At 66.9% G+C, this 19,893-nt stretch carries 15 protein-coding genes and 1 pseudogene; 9 read left to right on the forward strand and 7 right to left on the reverse strand.

Going from position 1 to position 19,893, the window contains the following annotated elements:
* Positions 1-361: catalase (locus CYJ10_RS23050; protein ID WP_146002101.1), on the reverse strand; the 361-nt coding region annotated here is incomplete at its 3' end.
* A gap of 337 nt (positions 362-698) precedes the next feature.
* Here CYJ10_RS23050 and CYJ10_RS34245 point away from each other — a divergent pair.
* Positions 699-872: a hypothetical protein gene (locus tag CYJ10_RS34245; RefSeq protein ID WP_180863033.1), complete on the forward strand. Its 174-nt coding sequence runs from the start codon at positions 699-701 to the stop codon at positions 870-872.
* On the opposite strand, the gene CYJ10_RS23055 is transcribed toward CYJ10_RS34245, so the two are convergent.
* Positions 842-2,020, reverse strand: a complete 1,179-nt coding sequence (locus tag CYJ10_RS23055) for a GGDEF domain-containing protein (RefSeq protein WP_257993471.1) — start codon at positions 2,018-2,020, stop codon at positions 842-844. The two genes, CYJ10_RS34245 and CYJ10_RS23055, sit on opposite strands and share 31 nt — an antisense overlap.
* Positions 2,021-2,460: 440 nt before the next feature.
* Between CYJ10_RS23055 and CYJ10_RS23065 the strand changes: the two genes are divergently transcribed.
* Together CYJ10_RS23065 and CYJ10_RS23070 are read left to right on the forward strand one after the other, a co-directional pair.
* A complete protein-coding gene (locus tag CYJ10_RS23065) occupies positions 2,461-2,772 on the forward strand; it encodes a hypothetical protein (RefSeq protein ID WP_101683764.1) in 312 nt (103 codons plus the stop codon).
* A 118-nt stretch (positions 2,773-2,890) separates the two neighbouring features.
* Positions 2,891-3,556 carry an alpha/beta hydrolase gene (locus tag CYJ10_RS23070; RefSeq protein WP_101683765.1) on the forward strand — a complete coding sequence of 222 codons (666 nt, stop codon included), beginning with the start codon at positions 2,891-2,893 and terminating at the stop codon, positions 3,554-3,556.
* Between the two features lie 33 nt (positions 3,557-3,589).
* Here CYJ10_RS23070 and CYJ10_RS23075 read toward each other — a convergent pair whose 3' ends face one another.
* Both CYJ10_RS23075 and CYJ10_RS23080 read right to left on the reverse strand, forming a co-directional pair.
* Positions 3,590-4,450 (reverse strand): MipA/OmpV family protein, encoded by an 861-nt coding sequence (locus CYJ10_RS23075; RefSeq protein WP_257993473.1) that lies wholly within the window; start codon positions 4,448-4,450, stop codon positions 3,590-3,592.
* A 265-nt stretch (positions 4,451-4,715) separates the two neighbouring features.
* Positions 4,716-5,177, reverse strand: a complete 462-nt coding sequence (locus tag CYJ10_RS23080; protein WP_101683797.1) for an ion channel — start codon at positions 5,175-5,177, stop codon at positions 4,716-4,718.
* 182 nt (positions 5,178-5,359) lie between these two features.
* Here CYJ10_RS23080 and CYJ10_RS23085 point away from each other — a divergent pair, with 182 nt between their 5' ends.
* Positions 5,360-9,664 carry a response regulator gene (locus CYJ10_RS23085; protein WP_257993474.1) on the forward strand — a complete coding sequence of 1,435 codons (4,305 nt, stop codon included), beginning with the start codon at positions 5,360-5,362 and terminating at the stop codon, positions 9,662-9,664.
* Positions 9,665-9,854: 190 nt separating this feature from the next.
* On the opposite strand, the gene CYJ10_RS23090 is transcribed toward CYJ10_RS23085, so the two are convergent.
* Together CYJ10_RS23090 and CYJ10_RS23095 are read right to left on the reverse strand one after the other, a co-directional pair.
* A complete protein-coding gene (locus CYJ10_RS23090; RefSeq protein ID WP_101683767.1) occupies positions 9,855-10,274 on the reverse strand; it encodes a copper resistance protein CopQ in 420 nt (139 codons plus the stop codon).
* A gap of 393 nt (positions 10,275-10,667) precedes the next feature.
* Positions 10,668-11,384, reverse strand: coding sequence for a CerR family C-terminal domain-containing protein (locus CYJ10_RS23095; RefSeq protein WP_101683768.1), 717 nt, complete (start codon positions 11,382-11,384; stop codon positions 10,668-10,670).
* 117 nt (positions 11,385-11,501) lie between these two features.
* On the opposite strand from CYJ10_RS23095, the gene CYJ10_RS23100 reads away from it, so the two are divergent.
* From CYJ10_RS23100 to CYJ10_RS23110, 3 genes are read left to right on the forward strand one after another with little or no spacing between them, the layout of a single operon-like run.
* Entirely contained in the window at positions 11,502-12,674 is a 1,173-nt protein-coding gene (locus CYJ10_RS23100; protein ID WP_101683769.1) for an HlyD family secretion protein, read from the forward strand.
* Positions 12,667-14,268, forward strand: a complete 1,602-nt coding sequence (locus CYJ10_RS23105) for an MDR family MFS transporter (RefSeq protein ID WP_101683770.1) — start codon at positions 12,667-12,669, stop codon at positions 14,266-14,268. The genes CYJ10_RS23100 and CYJ10_RS23105 overlap by 8 nt, the downstream gene beginning before the upstream one ends.
* A 2-nt stretch (positions 14,269-14,270) precedes the next feature.
* The gene (locus CYJ10_RS23110) at positions 14,271-15,845 is read left to right on the forward strand and encodes an efflux transporter outer membrane subunit (protein WP_101683799.1); all 1,575 of its coding nucleotides are present in this window, start codon (positions 14,271-14,273) and stop codon (positions 15,843-15,845) included.
* Positions 15,846-15,858: 13 nt separating this feature from the next.
* Here CYJ10_RS23110 and CYJ10_RS23115 read toward each other — a convergent pair whose 3' ends face one another.
* Positions 15,859-17,274, reverse strand: coding sequence for a DUF1254 domain-containing protein (locus tag CYJ10_RS23115; RefSeq protein ID WP_101683771.1), 1,416 nt, complete (start codon positions 17,272-17,274; stop codon positions 15,859-15,861).
* A gap of 301 nt (positions 17,275-17,575) precedes the next feature.
* On the opposite strand from CYJ10_RS23115, the gene CYJ10_RS23120 reads away from it, so the two are divergent.
* A complete protein-coding gene (locus CYJ10_RS23120; RefSeq protein WP_101683772.1) occupies positions 17,576-18,442 on the forward strand; it encodes a mechanosensitive ion channel domain-containing protein in 867 nt (288 codons plus the stop codon).
* Positions 18,443-18,527: 85 nt separating this feature from the next.
* Positions 18,528-19,841, forward strand: a pseudogene (locus CYJ10_RS23125) (phospholipase D-like domain-containing protein); the annotation flags it as partial.
* Positions 19,842-19,893: the final 52 nt, after the last annotated feature.

The following is a 19,893-nucleotide window of genomic DNA, read 5'->3' on the forward strand; positions in this document are numbered from 1 at the left end:
CCCAGTTGCCTTCCTCGGTATAGAACTTGATGGCGAAGCCGCGAATGTCGCGCTCGGCATCGGCGGCGCCGCGTTCGCCGGCCACCGACGAGAAACGCAGGAAGAGATCGGTCTTCTTGCCGATCTCCGAGAACAGGTTGGCGCGCGTGTACTTGGTGATGTCGTGCGTGACGGTGAACGTGCCATAGGCGCCCGAACCCTTGGCGTGCATGCGGCGCTCGGGAATGACTTCGCGGTCGAAGTGGGCGAGCTTTTCCAGGAACCAGACGTCCTGCAGCAGGGCAGGGCCGCGCGGGCCGGCCGTCTGGATGTTGTTGTTGTCGACGACGGGCGCGCCGAAAGCGGTCGTGAGCTTTTTCATGGGATTCCTCGTGCAGACGGCAGGGCCTCGTGGGCCGTGCCTGGACGTTTGTGGGTCTGACTAGCAGGCTGACACCGATGGCGCGATGCACCGGTGGAAGTCGATTCAACTATCGCAGATGGACTACGACAAGTCATATCGTATTGATCAATGACTGCGATAGGCCATCAGACTTTTAGGTTACTGAATTAAGAGTTTTGCTATGGACGGCATGCTTGTGTTCAAGGGCTGGTCACCCTTTTGACACGAATTTGATATTGCCGAGTCGGATCTTTTCAGTAACTGGACGGCGAAATCCCTAGGCTGGAGACGTGACCAGACAGCCAGGGAGCTTGCCATGACGATGTGGATTGCCTATCGAATCGGGATCGCGGTGATCGCCGTGGCGGCGTTGATCGCGCTGTTCGTGTGCCAGTACCGGCTGTCGTCCCGCGTGTCGCGGCGCGAGCCCATGTGCGGGCGTCGGGGGGGCGATGCCCTTCAGTCGTCGGACGTGGCGAACTGGAACTGACCCTTGCCCTGGGCCTTGGCCCGGTACAGGGCGCGGTCGGCAAGGTGGAGGATGTCGTCGGCGGTCAGGCCTTCGGGGCGGACGTGGGCAATGCCGATGCTGACGCCGAGCCGGGCCTGATGGCCGGTCGACAGAAGATAGGGCGCGCTCACTTCGCGTAGAAGGTCCAGCGCCAGCGCCTGGACGCTCTGCGTGCTTTCGTTGCGTAGCACGATGACGAATTCGTCGCCGCCAATGCGATAGACCAGCCCCCGGCCCGGAACGGCCCCGCGCAGGCGCTCGCCCACGCGGACCAGCAGCTCGTCGCCGCTGCCATGGCCGAACGAGTCGTTGACCGGCTTAAAGCCGTCCAGATCCATATAGAGCAGCGTCAGGTAGCGGCCCGCGGCCATGCGATGCACGCTGGCTTCGCGGATTTCGGCAAGCAGGCTGGACCGGTTCAGCAGCCCGGTCAGGGAATCGTGGCGGGCCCGGTGGGCGTTTTCCCGCTCGGACCGCATGGTGGCCACCACCATCGCGTTCATGCGAAACGATGCGCTGGTCATGCTGATGACATAGACCGGCAGCTGCAGCAATGTCAGCAGGAACAGCGGTTCGTGGGCCACCAGCGCGCCCGCGCAGATCGGGCCCAGGCTCAGCAGGATCATCAGCGCCGTCATGCGCGGCGCGCCATAGTTGCGGAAGCAGATGCCGCCGCACATGGCCGCCGCCGACAGGCACGCCATGGCCGCGCTGAGCCAGTCGCCGCTGACCACGCTCAGGTACGCGCCCAGGCCGACACTGGTGGCCCAGGCCAGCGTCAGGCACATATGCCAGTCGGTGGGGGTGGGACGCGCTGCGCGCGAGGCGCGGCGCGCGTGGAACAGCACGACCACGCGCGACAGGCAGATAGCGATCTCGAGCCCAAGCCAGACCAGGAATTCGGGACGACGCAGATGAAGCGTGATGACCGTGGCCACCATCAGCGTATTGATAATGCCGCCGAAGAAAATCGACAGCGTGCCGAACAGGCTGCCGACCAGCGCCTCGCGGATTTCGGCTGGTACGTCCCGGCCGGGCTCTGCGAGCCAGCGTGTGAAACGCCAGCGCGGCGCGCTGTAGACCTGGCCCGACAGGAACATTGGGGAATAGCGTTGGGTCATTGCCATGCATTTTGCCAGAGCCACGTTACGCCGCAGGCACCGGGAAGGGGGGTATTTGCAGGGGTACCGCGTCTGCGGAAGCCGCGATAGCGATTGCGATGGCCGAAGCGGGCCAGGCAGTGCCACGCTTTTTCAGGACCCGGACCCGGACCCGGACCCGGACCCGGACCCGGACCCGGACCCGGACCAGGGGCCGCGGCGCCGAGGGTGGCCGATGTCAGTGGGCCTGGCCCAGCCAGCGCGGCTGCCGGGCCGGCAATGGCGCCGCAGTGATCGCCGATGTGGCGGTGCAGCATGTCCGGATTGCCCACACCATCATCGCTCCCGGTCAGGCACGGGGGAAAGCGGCGCGGGCGTGGCCCGCAGGGCCTGGCGCGGCAGGTTTACCGTGCCTTTTCGGACTGCGCTTATATCCTTACAGGGAAAACAACGTGCAGGAGACAATGATGCAAGCGAGGTTTGCGCGCGGCATTGCGCAGACGCCACTGACCGTGGCGGCCCGGGAATATCCGCTGGCGGAGGAGGCCGCCATGCCCGAGGTCGGCGATCTGGTGACCGTCTACAGCCAGGACCTGGAGACCGAGTTCAACATCCGCCTGAACGCCGCGGCGGGGCCCGATCTCTGGTATGGCGTGATCTATGCCATCAATCGCGGCGCCGAAATGCTGGTGGTGGCCGAGGGGCTAGAGCTGGACGACGTGGTCAGCGTGCGGCGCCAGGAAATCGCGTCGGTGATCCGGGCGGACCACTCGCACTGACGCCGGCAGCCGGCCGGACGACATTGCCGGCCGGGGCGGCCGGAGGGTATGCTGCGCAAGCACAAGTGCCCGCGCAGCGTTGCCGGGCATGCCCCTTCCCGCCTGTCACCCGTCTTTCATGTCTTCGTCATTCACGACCGCCGCCTCATCCCGCCAGTTCATCGCAGGCCCCGCCGGACAGCTTGAAGTCCTGATCGATACCCCGGATGCCGCGCCACGCGGCATTGCCGTGGTTGCCCACCCGCACCCCAGCCAGGGCGGTACCGCCGAGCACAAGATTCCGCAATTGCTGGCCCGCGTGCTGCAGGCGCATGGCTTTCTGGCGCTGCGGCCGAACTATCGCGGCGTGGGGCAAAGCGAGGGCCAGTACGACGATGGCAATGGCGAAACCAACGATGTACTGGCCGTGATCCGCCAGTTGCGGGCCGAACATCCGGGCCTGCCGCTGGCGCTGGCCGGCTTTTCGTTCGGTGGATTCATCCAGGCCCGTGCCGCAGCGCAACTGGCCACGGAAGGCGAGTCGGTTGCCCATCTGATCCTGACCGGCATGCCGGCGGGCGCGCTGTCTGAAACGCTGTCCTATGACACGCCCGCCGTGCCGGCCCACACACTGGTCGTGCATGGCGAGCGCGACGAGCGCGTGCCGCTGGCCAATATCTTCAACTGGGCAAGGCCGCAGGAACTGCCGGTGGTGGTGCTGCCGGGTGCGGGGCACTTCTTTACCGGCAAGCTGCCCGGGTTGCGGCAGGTGGTGGACGAGTATCTGGGCCGGCCGGCAGCCTGACGTCCACGGACGACCCACCCCGGGCCGGCAGGGTCAGAACTGGTAATTGATCGAAATATCGCCAGTCCAACTGGTGGAACGCGAGGTCACCGGGCTGTTGCGGGCATCGCCCACCAGGGCGGACACGCCCACGTCGGCCGTGGTGAACCAGTGCTTGCTGAAGAACCACATGGCCGAGATGCCGCCGCCGTAGGATTTGATGCCCGCGCCGGCATGGTGCTGCGGCAGGCCGGATCGCGCCGACTGTTCGGCCGTGACGCCGTACCAGCGGCTCATGTAGGCCGAATCGGCAAACGTCATGGTGGGGCCCGCAAACCAGAAGAAGTCCTCGTTGCTGCCCGGCAGCGGCATGTAGGCACCGATGTCACCGATCACGCCGTTGGCGCCGCCAAACTGGCGCCGCACGTTGGCGCGGATCACCAGCGGGAACTCTTTGGAAACCACGTATTCGGCGAACAGCTTCGTCTCCGCCGCCATGCCGATATTGCCGAGCCCGCCCAGATGGTCGTGGTCGTGCTTCTCGCGGCGGCCGAAATCATAGGTCAGCGCAATGCCGGCGCGCAGGTTGTTGGTGTGGATGATGTTCCAGCCCAGGCCTTCGCCCGTGGACAGGAAGGCCAGGTCGCGGTAGCGGATGTCGATGACCGGGCCAGCCAGCACGTAATAGTTGGTGGTGCCCTCGTAATACGGCCGGATGCTGGCGGCGGCACCCACGCGCACTTCCCATTTCTCGGGCTCGCCCTCGAACATTTTCTCCAGAGGAACCCCCACCGAATACTGCCACTCGGCCAGCGGCGCCGGGGTCTGGGCCTGGGCGCGCGGCATGCAAAGCAGCGCCAGGACGGCCAGGACGGCGAGCGCCAGCCAGCGGCGCACGGAGGCGGGGGCCGCCATGGACGGCATTTGGGGGGAGGGGACGCGCCACGACGGCTGGCTATCCGGGATGGTCGACACTTGATTCTCCGGTCTTCTTGTTACCCCTTGGCCGGGGCGGAATCGACATCTAACGGGACAACAGGCCATCTGGATGACGGCAACTTATCTTTTCACCCGACACGGCAGCCGGCAACTTCCCGCAATCCCACAACCGTGTAGGAAGGACGCCGATTTCGGCGTCAGCCGATGGTGCCTACCATGCAGCAGGGGGGAATGCGCGCGCCTAGTCGTTGACATCGAGTTCGTCGCCGCGCCAGTCGCGCCGCATGATCAGGAACGTGAACGAGGTTGACCATCCGATCAGGATCAGCCCCACCAGCGGCTGTACCGAGGCCAGCAGCCGCAGGGGCCCAACCGGGAAGATATCGCCAATGCTCTGTGTGGTGAACGTTTCCAGCGAGAAATAGATATAGGCGACGGCCCCATGTTCGCGCATGCCGGTCAGCCTGCCGATGCCCAGCACGTCGGTGCCCAGCCAGTACCCGGCGCTGAACACGATGGCCTCGATGCAATGCGTGATGATGATCAGGACGATCACCGCGCCGATATTGAGCTTGCCGCTGAGCCGTTTCGGATGGAATTCCGAGATCAGGCGCAGCGCCTCGTAGTGGATGCCGACGCTCAGCACGGTCAGGGTGGCGGTGAGCGTGATGGCCAGCAGGAATTGGAGTGGCGTGTCATCCATGGCAGACATGGCGCGCTGAGACAAGGCCAGACTATACGGCGGCTTGCCCGGTGTAAATGTATCCGGGGCGGCCGCGTGTGAGCGAACGGATACAAGACGGCGTTGCCGTCGCGGGAACACGCCGGGGAATATCGGCGTGGCCTGCCGGCACAGGCCGGGGGGGAACGGGGGGGAGAACTGTAATGATCAACGCGGACGGCGGCGTGCCGTCGACGAATTTCGATGGGGCGGCCCTGGGATTCCTGGCGGGAACCGGCGAGATGGCGGCGCTCATCCGTCAGTTCGACTGGCATACCACGCCGCTGGGCCCGCCGGCGCAATGGCCCCAGAGCCTGAAGACGGCCATCCGCATCATGCTGACGTCGCGCCAGCCGATCTGGATCGGCTGGGGCCCGGACCTGCTCTTTTTCTACAACGACCCGTACAAGGCCATCATCGGCGGCAAGCACCCGGTGGCGCTGGGCCGGCCAACCGCAGAGGTCTGGCATGAACTCTGGCCGGACATCGGCCCGCTGCTGGCCACGGCCATGGCGGGCACGGAAGGCACCTTCGTCGAGCAGAAGCTGCTGATCATGGAGCGCAACGGGTATCCCGAGGAAACGTATTACACGTTCTCGTACAGCCCCGTGCCGGACGATCACGGCGGCACCGGAGGCATCATCTGCGCCAATAGCGACGACACCGAGCGCGTGGTGGCCGAGCGGCAGCTGAACCTGCTGCGCGAGCTGGCCACGTCCGCGACCAACGCGCGCAGCGGCGTCGACGCCAGCCGGCTGGCCGTGAGCGCGCTGCAGGTGAATGCCTGGGATATCCCGTTCGCACTGCTGTACGTGGGCGAGCGTGGCGCCGAAACGCTGGGGCTCAGGGGCAGCGCCGGCATTGTCGGAGATCATCCGGCTGCGCCGCAGACCCTGGATGTCGACGATCCCCTGGCGGCGTGGCCCGCCGGCGCGGCGATGCGCACGGGCACTCCGGTGCGGGTTGACGATCCTGGCAGCCGTTTTGCCGTGCCCCTGCCCCGTGGCGCATGGCAAATGGCGCCGCGTGCGGCCGTGGTGCTGCCGGTACAGTTGTCGGGCGAGAGCATGCCCAGCGGCGTGCTGGTGGTCGGACTCAATCCCTGCCGCCTGTTGGGCGACCGCTATCGGGCGTTCCTGGACCTGGTGGTCGGGCAGATCAGCCAGGCCATCAGCTATGCCAATGCCTACGAGGAAGAACGGCGGCGCGCCGAGGCGCTGGCCGAGATCGACCGCGCCAAGACCACATTCTTCTCGAATATCAGCCACGAGTTCCGCACGCCGCTGACGCTGATGCTGGGGCCGCTGGAAGAAATGCTCCATCGCCGCGATGTGCCCGATGACGATCGCGCGCTGGCGGAGATCGCCCATCGCAATGGCCAGCGGCTGCTGAAGCTGGTCAACGCGCTGCTGGATTTCTCGCGCATCGAGGCGGGACGGGTGCAGATGTACCCGCAGCCGACCGACCTGGCTGCCTTCACCGCCGACCTGGCATCGCTGTTCCGGTCGGCCGTGGAATCGGCGGGCATGCGGCTGGAAGTCGATTGCCCGCCGCTGCCGGCGGCCGTGGCGGTGGACCGCGAGATGTGGGAATCGGTGGTGCTGAACCTGCTGTCGAACGCGTTCAAGTACACCTACACGGGCGCTATCGCGGTGAAGCTGGAGGGGCTCGATAGCGGCGAGGTGACGCTGTGCGTCAGCGATACGGGCATCGGCATTGCCGCGGAAGAGGTGCCGCGTCTGTTCGAGCGATTTCACCGGGTGGCCGGCGCGGTCGGGCGGTCCATCGAGGGCAGTGGCATCGGCCTGGCCATGGTCCAGGAACTGGTGCGCCTGCACGGGGGGAGGATCGACGTGCAGAGCGTTCCCGACAAGGGGTCGCGCTTCTGCGTGACGTTGCCGCGCGAGGCCAGCCTAGCGGAACCGGCGACAACCCCGGCGGCCACCAGCGCGCGTGCGCTGGCCTATGTGGATGCCGCCAGGCGCTGGGTGCCCGGAGCCGACGACGTGCCGGCGCCGCAAACCATCGAGGACATGGCCGGCGCCGAGGCCGCCGATGTGCGGGGCCGGCTGCTGGTGGCCGACGACAACGTCGACCTGCGCAACTATATGCACCGCATCCTGCAGTCGGCGGGCCACCAGGTGCACGTGGCGGCGGACGGCCAGGAGGCGCTGGACATGGCGCGGCGCATCGCGCCTGACCTGATCGTCTCGGATGTGATGATGCCCCGGCTCGATGGTTTCGGCCTGCTGCGTGGCGTGCGCGACGACGCGGCACTGCGGCAGACGCCGGTGCTGCTGCTGTCGGCCCGCGCGGGCGAGGAGGCGCGTGTCGGCGGCCTGGCGTCAGGGGCGGACGACTACCTGATCAAGCCGTTCAATGCGCGCGAACTGCTGGCCCGCGTGGCCAGCAACCTGCGGTTGTCGCAACTGCGCCGCCAGGCCCAGCGCGAGCTGCAGAACATGAATGATTCGCTCGAACGCCGCGTGGCCGAGTCCGTGGCCGACCGCGACCGGCTTTGGGAACTCAGCGATGACCTGCTGATGGTGATTGGCGCCGACGGCATGCTGGAGCGCGTGAGCCCGTCATGGCAGCGGGTGCTGGGCCATGCGGCGGACGTGGTGATCGGCCGCTCGTGCATGGTGCTGGTGCATCCCGAAGATCTGGTGGCGGTGACCGAACAGATGATCGCCCTGCAGCAGGAAGGCGTGTCGGTGCGCTACGAATGCCGCATGCTCTGCGCCGACGGCGCCGAGTGCTGGATGGCGTGGACGCTGGCCATCGATCCCGCGAACGGACGCATCCACGGCGTGGGCCGCGATGTTACCGGCGACAAGGCGGCGGCGCAGGCGCTGCGGCATGCCGACGAAGCGCTGCGCATGGCGCAGAAGATGGAGGCCATCGGCAAGCTGACCGGCGGCGTGGCGCATGACTTCAACAACCTGCTGCAGGTGATCGGGGGCAACCTGCATCTGCTGTCGGGCGACGTGGCGGGCGACGATCGCTCCGAAACACGCGTGCGCAATGCACTGGCCGGGGTGGCGCGCGGTGCCAAGCTGGCGTCGCAACTGCTGGCCTTCGGCCGGCGCCAGCCGCTGGCGCCCAAGGTGGTCAACCTGGGCCGCTTCGTGCGCGGCCTGGACGACATGCTGCGGCGGGCGCTGGGCGACGGCGTGGAGATCGAAACCGTGATCGGGGCGGGTTTGTGGAATACGCTGATCGACCCGTTCCAGGTGGAAAACGCGCTGCTGAACCTGGCGATCAACGCGCGCGATGCCATGAACGGCCATGGCCGGCTGACGGTGGAAGCCGGCAATGCGTCGATCGATGACGTCTATGCGCGTCGCAATGCCGACGTGGCGCCCGGCCAGTACGTGATGCTGGCCGTGAGCGATACCGGCGCGGGCATGCCGCCGGAAATCCAGGAGCAGGTGTTCGAGCCGTTCTTCACGACCAAGCCGGAAGGCCAGGGCACGGGGCTGGGCCTGAGCATGGTGTACGGCTTCGTGCGGCAGTCGGGCGGCCACGTGAAGATCTACAGCGAGGTGGGCGTAGGCACCACCGTCCGGCTCTACCTGCCGCGCGCGGACGAGCCGGAAGACCTGGAAGTCGAGATCGACGATGGGCCGGCCAGCGGCGGCACGGAAACCGTACTGGTGGTGGAAGACGACGAGAATGTACGGGCGACGGTGGTGGAAATGCTGTCAGGACTCGGCTACCGCGTGCTGAAGGCGCGCGATGCGACGAGCGCGCTGGCCATTGTCGAAAGCGGCGTGCCGATCGACCTGCTGTTCAGCGACGTGGTCATGCCGGGGCCGCTGCGCAGCACGGAGATGGCGCGCAAGGTGCGCCAGCGCCTGCCGGGCATCGCGGTGCTGTTCACTTCCGGCTACACGGACAATGCCGTCATGCATACCGGCCGGCTCGACGCCGGCATCGAACTGCTGAGCAAGCCGTACACGCACGAGGCACTGGCGCGCAAGGTGCGCCAGATGCTGGTGAGCGGCGGCGCGAGGCTGGAGCCGGCGGACGCCGCACCGGTCCTGGCCATGGACGGTGTGCCGGCCGTGGCCGCCATGGACGGCATGGCCATCGGCAGGCCGCGCCACCAGCGCGTGGTCTTCGTCGAGGACGACGACCTGCTGCGCGCCAGTACGGCGGAACTGATGCGCACACTCGGCATCGACGTGATTGAGGCGCGCAACGATGCCGAGGCCATGGTCGCGCTGGGCGGCGATGGTATCGATTTGCTGCTGACGGATGTGGGGCTTGGCGGCGTGTCGGGCGTGGATCTGGCGATCGATGCCTGCCGGCTGCGGCCGGCGCTGCGCGTGATCTTCGTGAGCGGCTACGAAGTGGTGCTGACGCCCGCGCAGCGCGACGCGTTGCCGAACGCGGTCATGCTGCGCAAGCCTTATGCGCTGACGGACTTCATCAACTTGCTGCAGTCCCGCCCGGAGGGCGGGTAATACTACCTGGGGCGGCTCAGAGGGCCGAGGCGACGAGTGCCGCCGCGGCACCGCTGGCGGCACTGAGTGCCAGCCATCCACCCAGGATCAGGGCGCTATTGCGGAAAGACATGATGGGCTCCGTGGAGAGAGTGCCGGAGCCCACCAAGGCTCCGGTTACTGCTGGTGGACCGCCTGCATCGGGCGGGGATCAGGCGTTGGCGCCGTCGGTGTAGATGTCGCGGGTGCGGGCACCGTCGTAGTACGGGTTGCGCGGCTGGTTCACGCTGCGGGCGCCGTCGTAGTACGGGTCGACCTTGCGGGCCGGGCTGGCCGACACGCCAACGCGGTCCAGGCCTGCCACGATGCGGGCGCCGTCGGTGTACGGATCCGCCTTGCCAACCTTGGCGCCGTCGGTGAACGGGTCAGCCTTGCCGACGCGAGCGCCTTCGGTGAACGAGTCGAACTTGCCTTGGCGTGCGCCGTCGGTGAACGCGCTGCGTTGATCCTGCACACGGAAGCTGTAGCCGTAGATTTCGCCGGCCTTCTGCACGGCGGGGGCGGCTTGAACGGCGCCGGTCACAAAAGCGGCTGCGAGGGCGGCGGCGGTAACGATGGTCTTGGCATTCATGGTGGCTCTCCTTGCTGGGTGGCCGGGCGATCACGTTGTAGGTTCGCGGGGCCTGGTAACTGTTGCAATGTCGGCGGCTTTTCTTTTTGCTGCTATCTACTGGTAGGTAGATTCCGGCTGCTAAAAAAAGAACCGTCTCCGGTACTGATTCACTGCCTGGTGTTGCTTGGAAGGTGCCTTGCTGTCTGCTGCTTGCTTGGCGTCGTCCATGGCTCGAATATTATCTACTACTAGATAGATAAGCAAGCGGTTTTTGCAAAGCACAATCGTAGAAGTCCGAAATATGGCTAGAAGGGCGATGCCTGCAAGCGATGGCCGCTGCGCTAAGCCTTTGAATCAAAATGGGAAAAATTGATATCTATCGATTTCCCCACTCCGATTAGAATAATTGCTCTACTTTTTCGACGTGGCTTGATCCCTCAGCGCAACCAGCCCCAGCAGCAGGATGCGGGTGTGTTCCTGCAACACATCCTGCACCCGGCGGGTCTCCGGTTCGCCGTAGCCGTCCCATTCCAGCGCGCGCAGCACGTGACGCCGCATGACCTTGAAGGCCGCGATCTGGCTGTCGATGGCAACGGTGCGGATGCGCGTGGTTTCGTCGGTGGCCGGCTGGCCGGTCAACCGCCCGATCAGTGCGGAGGTCAGCGCGAACAGGCGGCGGTTGATACCGGCGTCGATGCGCTCGAAGGCGGTGGGCGGCCCCAGGCCAGCACGCTCGCGGGCCATGAACTGCCGCCAGTGGTCGGTCTCCGGGCATTCGTACAGGAAGTTGGCAAAACGTGACTGCAACGCCAGATAGGCGTCGATCAGTTCCGTATCCGCCGCATCCGGGCGGCCCAGCAGGCCTTCGGCTTCGGCCACCACGTCCTGCACCATGGCCCAGGCGCGCTCGACAAAGTAGTCGATGCAGGCCAGGTACACGCCTTCCTTGTTGTCGAAGTAGTACTGCAGGGCCGGGGCGTTGACGCTGGCCTCGCGGGCAATGTCGCGCGTCGACGCGCCATCGAAGCCATGCACGGCGAACAGCCGCATTGCCGCGTCAATAATCCGTGCGCGGGTCTCTTCCCCGCGCTGGTATCCGCCTTCGGCGGCTGGCCTGTGTCGCGCCATGTCGACGTGTCTCCCCGAGTGAACAGGCTGAAATATATCAGTTGACAGATTTATTCCAAGTGGAATAATTGCGCAGCATTCCCGACTATCGTCGCCTCCGCCGCCCCCTACCGCCTCATGTCAGCCCCAAATTCCCATGCACCGGCCATGCCGGTTGATGTTGCGTCGCAGCATACCCCATCCTCGCGCGCCAGCCGGCGTCGCACCGTGCTGATCGGCATTGGCGCCGCGCTGGTGCTGATCGCCTTGGTCATCGGCGTACGCTGGTGGACCTATGGCCGTTTCATTGAAAGTACCGACGACGCCTATATCCAGGCCGACAGCGTGACCGTGGCGCCCAAGGTCAGCGGTTATGTGGCCGAGGTGTACGTGCGCGACAACCAGCAGGTGGTAGCCGGGCAGGCTCTGGTGCGACTGGACAACCGGCAGTACCAGGCGGCGTTCGACGAGGCGCAGGCCAACGTGGCGTCGCGCCAGGCCGATGTGGCGCGCGCCGATGCCGACCTGCAGCAGCAGAAGGCCCGTATCGCCCAGGCTGCCGCCGAGGTGGATGGCGCCCGCGCCAATGCGCGCTACGCGGCGTCGCAGGTGGAACGCTATGCGCCGTTGGTCAGGACCGGCGCCGAGACCGAGGAGCGCACCGCCGAACTGCGCAACGCGCAGACGCGCGCATCCACCACGCTCGCCGCCAATGAGGCGGCCCTCAAGGTGGAACAGAGCCAGACGGTGACCCTGCAGACGCGCCTGCAACAGGCGCGTGCCCAGCTGGACGTGGCCGAGGCCAGCGCGCGCAAGTCGAAGCTGGATCTGGAAGACGCTGTCGTGCGTGCCACCACGGCCGGCCGCGTGGCCGACAAGGGCGTGCGCGTGGGCCAGTTCGCCCAGCCCGGCACGCGGCTGCTGACCGTGGTGCCGGTGCAGGACCTCTATCTGACAGCCAATTTCAAGGAAACGCAGGTCGGCCGCATGCGCGCGGGCCAGCCCGTGACGCTGCATGTCGATGCGTTGTCCGGCGAGGCGCTGCATGGCGTGATCGACAGCCTGTCGCCGGGAACCGGTTCGCAGTTCGCGCTGCTGCCGGCGCAGAACGCCACCGGCAACTTCACCAAGATCGTCCAGCGCGTGCCGGTGCGCATCCACGTCGACGTGCCGAACGCGGCGCGGCCCGTGCTGGTGCCGGGCCTGTCGGTGGTGGTCGATGTCGATACGCGCGAGCTGAATCCGGCCCATGCCCAGGCCCCGGCCCCGGCCAACGTCCAGGCGCCGGCCGGCGCAGCCAGCCATGGCTGAGGCCGTGGCGCCAGGCCAGGCGTCCCCGGCACGCGCGGCTGCACAGCAGCCGAATGCGTCGGCGGCCGACTGGATCGCCGTGGCAGCCGGTTCGCTCGGCGCGCTGCTGGCCACGCTGGACATCTCGATCACCAACTCGGCGCTGCCGCAGATCCAGGGGCAGATCGGCGCGGCCGGCACCGAGGGCACGTGGGTGTCCACCGGCTACCTGATGGCCGAGATCGTGATCATCCCGCTGACGGCGTGGCTGACGCGGGTGTTCGGCCTGCGCCGCTTCCTGATGTGGAACGCCTTGCTGTTCACGGCGTTCTCGATGGTGTGCGGAATGTCGCATAGCCTGCCGCAGATGGTCCTTGGCCGCATCGGGCAGGGCCTGGCTGGCGGCGCGATGATTCCGACCGCGCAGACCATCGTGCGTACCCGCCTGCCGCGCCACCAGATGCCCATCGGCATGTCGATGTTCGGCCTGATCGTGCTGCTGGGGCCGTTGCTGGGCCCGGTGGTGGGCGGCTGGCTGGCCGAGAACATCAACTGGCGCTGGTGCTTCTTCCTGAACGTGCCGATCACGGCCGTGCTGGTGCCGCTGCTCTACTTCGGCCTGAAGGCCGAGCGCGCCGACGCGGAGGCGTTCTTCAAGGCCGACTGGCTGGGCATCGTCGGCCTGACCATCGGGCTGAGTTCGCTGACCGTGGTGCTGGAAGAGGGCCAGCGCGAGCAATGGTTCGAGTCGCAGTTCATCGTCTACCTGTCGCTGCTGTCGGCCATCGGCCTCACGATGATGCTGGTCAGCCAGTTCACGGCGAAGCAGCCCATCGTGCGGCTGCGGCTGCTGCTGAACAAGAACTACGCTAGCGTGATCCTGATCGTGACCACGGTGGGCGCGGGCCTGTATGGCGTGTCGTACCTGCTGCCGCAGTTCCTGTCGCTGATTGCCGGCTACAACGCCGAGCAGGCCGGCGGCATCATGCTGCTGTCGGGGCTGCCGGCGTTCCTGCTGATGCCGGTGTTGCCGCGCATCCTGGGCAAGTTCGACAGCCGCTGGCTGGTCATCACCGGGCTGGTGTGCTTCTTTGCCAGCTGCATGCTCGATATCGGCCTGACGGTGAACAGCGTCGGCCATGACTTCACGGTCTCGCAGATCCTGCGCGGGTTTGGCCAGATCCTGGCGATGATGCCGCTGAACCAGGCGTCGATGGCGGCGGTGGCGACGCACGAGGCCGGCGACGCTGCCGGGCTCTACAACATGGCGCGCAACCTGGGCGGCTCGATTGGACTGGCGCTGCTCGGCACGCTGATCGACCGCCGCAACGCCTATCACGACTCGGTGATCCGCGAATCGGTCACGGCCAACAGCAGCATTGGCCAGGACCACATGACGTCGACCATCGCTGGCTTCGTGGCCCAGGGCGGTGACTTTGCCCACGCGCAACTCCAGGCCGTGGCCCAGCTCAGCGGCGAGATCGCGCGCCAGGCCGCCGTGATGACGTTCTCCGAAACCTTCTTCGTCCTTGGCATCGCGCTGCTGTGCTGCGTGCCGCTGGCCCTGCTGCTCAAGCCGCCCCGCCCGGGTGCGCCTGTTTCTTCCGGTCATTGATCATGTCTGTCTTTTCACATGCCAGGCGGCCACGCCTGCTGGCCCTCACTGCCGCATCGCTTGCCGCCGGATGGCTGGTCGCCGGATGCACGGTGGGCCCCGACTACCGTAGCGCGCCGGAAGTGGCTGCCAATGCGATCGATGCGGGACGCTTTCCGCACGCGCCGGCTGTGGCCGAACCCGTGGCGCCGCGCGCCGCCGACTGGTGGCACGCGTTGGGCGATACCCAGCTCGACACCCTGATCGAAACCGCGCTCAAGGACAGCCCCGACATCGACGTGGCGCGCGCCCGCGTGCGCCAGGCCCGTGCCGGGCTGGATAGCAACAAGGCCAACCTGTTGCCGAAGGTCGGCTTCGACGCGGCGATGCTGCGCACCCGATCACCGGACCTGTCGGCGCTGTCCGGCAGTGGATCGTCGGGCGGCGGCCGCGGGCCGCTGTCGCTGTATATCGCGAGTTTCGACGCAAGCTGGGAGATCGACCTGTTCGGCGGCACACGCCGGTCGATCGAGGCGGCTTCGGCCGAAGCCGATGCGGCATCGGCGCAACTGGCCGACGCGCACGTGCAGCTTGCTGCCGAAGTGGCGCAGGCCTATGTCACGCTGCGCGAACAGCAGGCGAGCCTGGCGCACCTGCAGGCGTCGGAGAAGCTGGAAGCCGACATGCTCGACCTGACGCAGCAGCGGCGCGCACGCGGCGTGGCGTCGCAGCTCGAAGTGGAGCGCCTGCTGACGCAGCTCGACAACACGCGGGCGCAGATGTCGCCGGTGCAGGCCAGCATCGCCGAGCAATTCGACCAGCTGGCGCTGCTGACGGGTCGCGCACCCGGCACGCTCGATGCCGAACTGACGTCGGCGCAGCCGCTGCCCAGCGTGCCGGAGACCGTGGCGGTGGGCGATCCGGCGGCGCTGCTGAAGGCGCGTCCCGATATTCGTGCGGCTGAACGCCGGCTGGCATCGAGCACGGCGCAGATCGGCGTGCGCAAGGCCGACTGGTTCCCGAAATTGTCGTTGCTCGGGTCGCTCGGGTTCAGTGCGATGGACCCCGGCCACCTGGCGCGCAAGGACAACGGCACCTGGCTGACGTTGCCGCGCCTGCAATGGAACATCCTCGATTTTGGCCGCGTGGCAGCCGGGGTGGACAGTGCCGAGGGCGGGCGCGACGAGGCCGACGCCAACTATCGCAGCACGGTTTTGCGCGCCCTGCGCGATGCCGACGTGGCGCTGTCGCGCTACGGGCACCAGCGCGAACACGTGGTGGTGCTGCGCCGCGTGGAGGCATCGTCCGAGCGGGCGTCGACGCTGCAGCAGCAGCGCTACCGGGCCGGCACGGCCAGCATGCTCGAATGGCTCGATGTGGAACGCACGCGCGTAGTGGCGCAGCAGAACCGCATCTCTGGCGATGCAGACCTGCTCAAGGATTACGTGTCGTTGCAGAAGTCGCTGGGACTAGGCTGGCAGACGGCGGCCGCCGCGCAGGGTATGCCCGCCGCACCCGCCGCACCCGCCGCACCCGCCGCACCCGCCGCACCCGCCGCGTCCGCCACGGCAAGCCAGCCTGCCACGCCGGCCTCCTGATCGGCGTTGGGGCCTACCGGGCGATCTTCACCAGCGGCGGTTGCTTCCAGCTGCCGTTGACCGCTTCCGGCTTCGGCATGTACAGCCGCAGGATCACGTAGAACGGGCCGTCGGGCGCCGGCAGCCAGTTCTGGCGCGCGTCGTCGGCCGGCGCATCGTGCTGGATGTGCAGCGTGACCCCGCCATCGGCGTCGCGCCGCAGCGACGGCAGCATGCGCGAATTGATCAGGTAGCGCTGCATCGGGTTGTCCACCAGCAGCTTCGATTTGCCGTCGTACATCGTGATCGACCAGAAGGCATTGGCCGGCGGCAGGGCGTCCTTGTCCAGGCGCAGCACATAGCGGGCCCCGCCTGCGCCGTTGAGTGGCTGGTTCTCCGCATCGGTGTAGTAGCCAGGATAGAGTGCCTCGGCCGCCGTGTTGCCGTAGATGCCCAGCGCCGCGCCCGCGTAGCGGTACAGATAGTTGTCCTTCAGGAAGGCGCGAGAGCCGAACAGGTCGCCGCTGCTGACCTTGCGCGTGCGCAACTGCGTGGCCTGGAACGTCTGGAAATCCTGCCGGGCGTCGGCGATGCCGGCCTCCATGGCCTGGCGAATGTCGGGTGCCAGCGCATTTTCGTCAAAGGTCTTGCTGGGGCCTACGTCGATGGCCGACAGCCGTTCCATCAGGCCGGTCTCGCTCGGATCGGTCGGCGCCAGACCTAGCAGAAAATCCAGATATCGGAACAGCGCCAGGCCGTCGGTCATGCCGGCCTGCGGCCTGGGCCACGGGATGGCCGGTGCGGCGGGCGGTGCCGGCTGCTTCAGGAAGGCAGACAACGGCTGCACGAGGTAGCCCTGCTGGATCTTGCCGACGCGTGCCAGGTCGGCATCGTCGAACAGTTGCGTGCGGTAAAGCGCGTAGGCGATGCGTGATTCGCTGCGCAGCACGCGGTCGATGCCCGGCGGCGTGGTGCCGTGCCAGTCGGGGCCGGCAACCATGAAGCGGCCGCCGCCATTGCTGGTCTCGCGCGTGCCCAGGTAGCCAAAGATCTGCGTGTAGAGGTCCAGCAGTTGCACCGAGTAGTACCGGTTCGGCGCTACGGCGGGCAGCGTCAGCACCACCGGCTCGGCGCGCAGGTCCAGCCAGGCGGACGAGTAGGGCGTGTCGGCGTTGGGCGTGATGATCGCCGTGTCCTTCGGCGAGAACGTGCCCGCGCTGTGGCCGATCTGGTTGAACGGCGCCTTGAAATTGGGATCGGCACGGTCCACCGCCTGCGCGTACAGCGTCTTGTACGACTCCACCACGGGATAGCCGTATATCCAGGCTTCGCGGGCCAGCGCCCGTGCCTGCTCAGGCCCGGCCGTCACGGCCCCATTTGCTGCGCCGCACGGCAGCGCCATGGCAGCCGCGCCGGCCATCAGCCAGCGGCGGCTGGTCTTCCACATCATGCTGTTCTCCTTGCTTTTGTTCTGTCGGTCTGGGCCGCTGGCCAGGCTGCGCCGGCGCGGCGGACCGATTCTGCCGCGGGTTTGCGATTCGGTTTTTGCTTTCGCACACAAGGTGCGGGTGCAGCAATTGCAAGAGAAACGCCGACAGCGGAACCGGACGAATCCGACTTTTGGACAAAGAGCCAGCACCGCACACTGCCAAGTGGATAGAATCGCCGTGGGCATTCCTACCTGCGGCGCCGGTTGCAACACTTGTTACGGGCGGCGGAGGCGGGGATGCAGAACAACAGACAAATCGCCCATGCACTTCAACGCCAACGACAGCATCCTGGTCAACATCATCGCCAGCGTGGTGGTGATCCTGGCCGGCACGCTGGTGGTCAAGCTGATCAACCGCTTTTTCTCGGGGCGGCTGCAGGCCGACAACCGGGGCAGCTATCGCGCCTGGACGGTGGCGTCGCGCAACCTGGTGGCGGCGGTGGTGTTCCTGCTGCTGCTGGGTATCTGGGTGTCCGAGCTGAAGAGCGTGGCGATATCGCTGGCCGCGTTCGCGGCGGCCCTGCTGCTGGTCGGCAAGGAACTGGTGATGTGCTTCCTGGGCGCGTTCATGCGCATGATCACGCGCCCGTTCCAGCTAGGCGACCTGGTGGAGATCGGCCCCTTCGGCGGCGAAGTCATCGACATGGACGTGATGTCCACCACGCTTGTGGAAGTGGCGGCCGCCCGCCAGTACACGGGCTTCACGGTGCAGGTGCCAAACAGCATGCTGCTGACCACGGCGGTGCGCAACCATTCCCAGGCCGGCGCCTATACGCTGGACATGGTGCGAATTCCGCTGGCCGTGGGCGACGACCCCGAGGTTGTGGAAGCGCTGCTGATGCAGGTGGCGCGCCGCGCCTGCGAGGGCTTCATGGAGGAAGCGGGACGTACGCTGCGACGCTACGGCGACATGCGCTTCGTGGACCTGTCGCAGTTCGAGCCGCGCGTGATATTCGAGCCGTACGACGTGACCCGTTTCGATGCGGTGGTGCGCTTTCCGGTGCCGGTCAGCGCGCGGCTGGCGGTGGCGCAGCAGATCGTGCGCGGCTATTACCGCGAGCGGGCGAAAGTCCAGCCGGCGGCTGCCGGGGCGACGCCCGCAGCGGATACCCCGGCGGTGCAACCGTAGCGCCGACCCGGGCGGGCACCGCCAAGCCAGCCCTGCCGCCCATTCCGGCCAATCCCGAAACACCAGGACCATCGAGGAGAGGACCATGGCACAGGCGCTGATTCGATGGCACGGAGACGGCGCGGCGCCCGCGCAGACCGCCGCCGACACGGTCGCCCCGAGAGCTGCCCAGATAGCCGCCCAGCCGCCCGCGCGTGGGTGGCCGCACGCGCGATCGTTGGCGTGGCTGGTCGTCATCTCGGTCTGGCTGGCGCTGGTGGGCGGCTGTGCGAGCCTGCCCGCCAATGCCGGGCGCACCCCAAGCTATGCCGCGACCGATACCGGCACGACGCTGCTGGCGCGGTCGTTGGCCCCCCGGCTGGCGCAGAATCCCGGGCAGTCGATCTTCTATCCGCTGGGTGCGGGGCCCGACGCGCTGACGGCGCGCATGGCGCTGGCGCGGGCCGCGCAGAAGACGCTGGATCTGCAGTACTACATCTACGACGTCGATACCACGGGCAGTGCGCTGCTGGGCGAGGTGATCGACGCCGCCGATCGCGGCGTGCGCGTGCGCATCCTGCTGGACGACATCCATACGGGCAAGCAGGACAAGACCTGGGCGGCGATCGATTCGCATCCGAACATCGAGGTGCGCATCTTCAACCCGTTTGCCAACCGCAGCGCCCGGTGGGTGGAGCTGCTGTTCGACTTCGGCCGCCTGAACCGCCGCATGCACAACAAGCAGATGACGGTGGACAACCTGGTGTCGATCATGGGTGGCCGCAACATCGGCGACGCGTATTTCTCGGCCAAGCCCGACATGGCGTTCAGCGACCTGGACGTAATGGTGGCCGGGCCCGTGGTGCCGGACGCCGGCAAGGTATTCGACGAATACTGGAACAGCGAGAGCGCCTATCCCGTGGCCACCCTGACCCCGGAGGGCAAGGAAGCCCCTGACGAATTGCGCGCGTTCCGCAAGCAGATCGAAGCCAAGGGCGACATGGCCCGCGCCAGCCCCTTCGTGCAGGAACTGCTGGATTCCGGCTTGGCGCGCGGGATCGAATCGGGCCACCTGCCCGGCTACATGGGCCCTGCGCGCGTGATTGCCGACAAGGCCGACAAGATCGAGGAATCCGCCGACGACCCTTCCACCCATGCCATTCCGCAGCTGGTCGCGATGATGGAGAAGGCGTGGACCGAGCTGGTGCTGGTGTCGCCTTACTTCGTGCCCGACGACAAGGGCGAGGCCTGGCTGGCCGCCATGGTCAAGCGCGGCGTCAAGGTGCGGGTGCTGACCAATTCGTTTGCCGCGACCGACGTCTCGGCGGTACACGCCGGCTATGCGCCCACCCGCAAGCGCCTGCTGAAGGCCGGCGTGGAACTGTACGAACTGAAGCCCACCGCATCGAATGCCTTGACCGGATCGACCTTCAGCGAATGGTAGAGCGACGGGTTGATCGCCATGGTCCCCG

Origin of the sequence: Cupriavidus pauculus (assembly GCF_002858765.1) — a bacterium.
In the GTDB taxonomy this organism is placed as follows: Bacteria; Pseudomonadota; Gammaproteobacteria; order Burkholderiales; family Burkholderiaceae; genus Cupriavidus; species Cupriavidus pauculus_B.

What these genes read in the sequence shown, in the direction of transcription:
- CYJ10_RS34245 (WP_180863033.1), top strand. Translation starts at nt 699, where the DNA reads ATGACGATGTGGATTGCCTATCGAATCGGGATCGCGGTGATCGCCGTG.
- CYJ10_RS23055 (WP_257993471.1), bottom strand. Translation starts at nt 2,020, where the DNA reads ATGGCAATGACCCAACGCTATTCCCCAATGTTCCTGTCGGGCCAGGTC.
- CYJ10_RS23065 (WP_101683764.1), top strand. Translation starts at nt 2,461, where the DNA reads ATGCAAGCGAGGTTTGCGCGCGGCATTGCGCAGACGCCACTGACCGTG.
- CYJ10_RS23070 (WP_101683765.1), top strand. Translation starts at nt 2,891, where the DNA reads ATGTCTTCGTCATTCACGACCGCCGCCTCATCCCGCCAGTTCATCGCA.
- CYJ10_RS23075 (WP_257993473.1), bottom strand. Translation starts at nt 4,450, where the DNA reads ATGGCGGCCCCCGCCTCCGTGCGCCGCTGGCTGGCGCTCGCCGTCCTG.
- CYJ10_RS23080 (WP_101683797.1), bottom strand. Translation starts at nt 5,177, where the DNA reads ATGGATGACACGCCACTCCAATTCCTGCTGGCCATCACGCTCACCGCC.
- CYJ10_RS23085 (WP_257993474.1), top strand. Translation starts at nt 5,360, where the DNA reads ATGATCAACGCGGACGGCGGCGTGCCGTCGACGAATTTCGATGGGGCG.
- CYJ10_RS23090 (WP_101683767.1), bottom strand. Translation starts at nt 10,274, where the DNA reads ATGAATGCCAAGACCATCGTTACCGCCGCCGCCCTCGCAGCCGCTTTT.
- CYJ10_RS23095 (WP_101683768.1), bottom strand. Translation starts at nt 11,384, where the DNA reads ATGGCGCGACACAGGCCAGCCGCCGAAGGCGGATACCAGCGCGGGGAA.
- CYJ10_RS23100 (WP_101683769.1), top strand. Translation starts at nt 11,502, where the DNA reads ATGTCAGCCCCAAATTCCCATGCACCGGCCATGCCGGTTGATGTTGCG.
- CYJ10_RS23105 (WP_101683770.1), top strand. Translation starts at nt 12,667, where the DNA reads ATGGCTGAGGCCGTGGCGCCAGGCCAGGCGTCCCCGGCACGCGCGGCT.
- CYJ10_RS23110 (WP_101683799.1), top strand. Translation starts at nt 14,271, where the DNA reads ATGTCTGTCTTTTCACATGCCAGGCGGCCACGCCTGCTGGCCCTCACT.
- CYJ10_RS23115 (WP_101683771.1), bottom strand. Translation starts at nt 17,274, where the DNA reads ATGATGTGGAAGACCAGCCGCCGCTGGCTGATGGCCGGCGCGGCTGCC.
- CYJ10_RS23120 (WP_101683772.1), top strand. Translation starts at nt 17,576, where the DNA reads ATGCACTTCAACGCCAACGACAGCATCCTGGTCAACATCATCGCCAGC.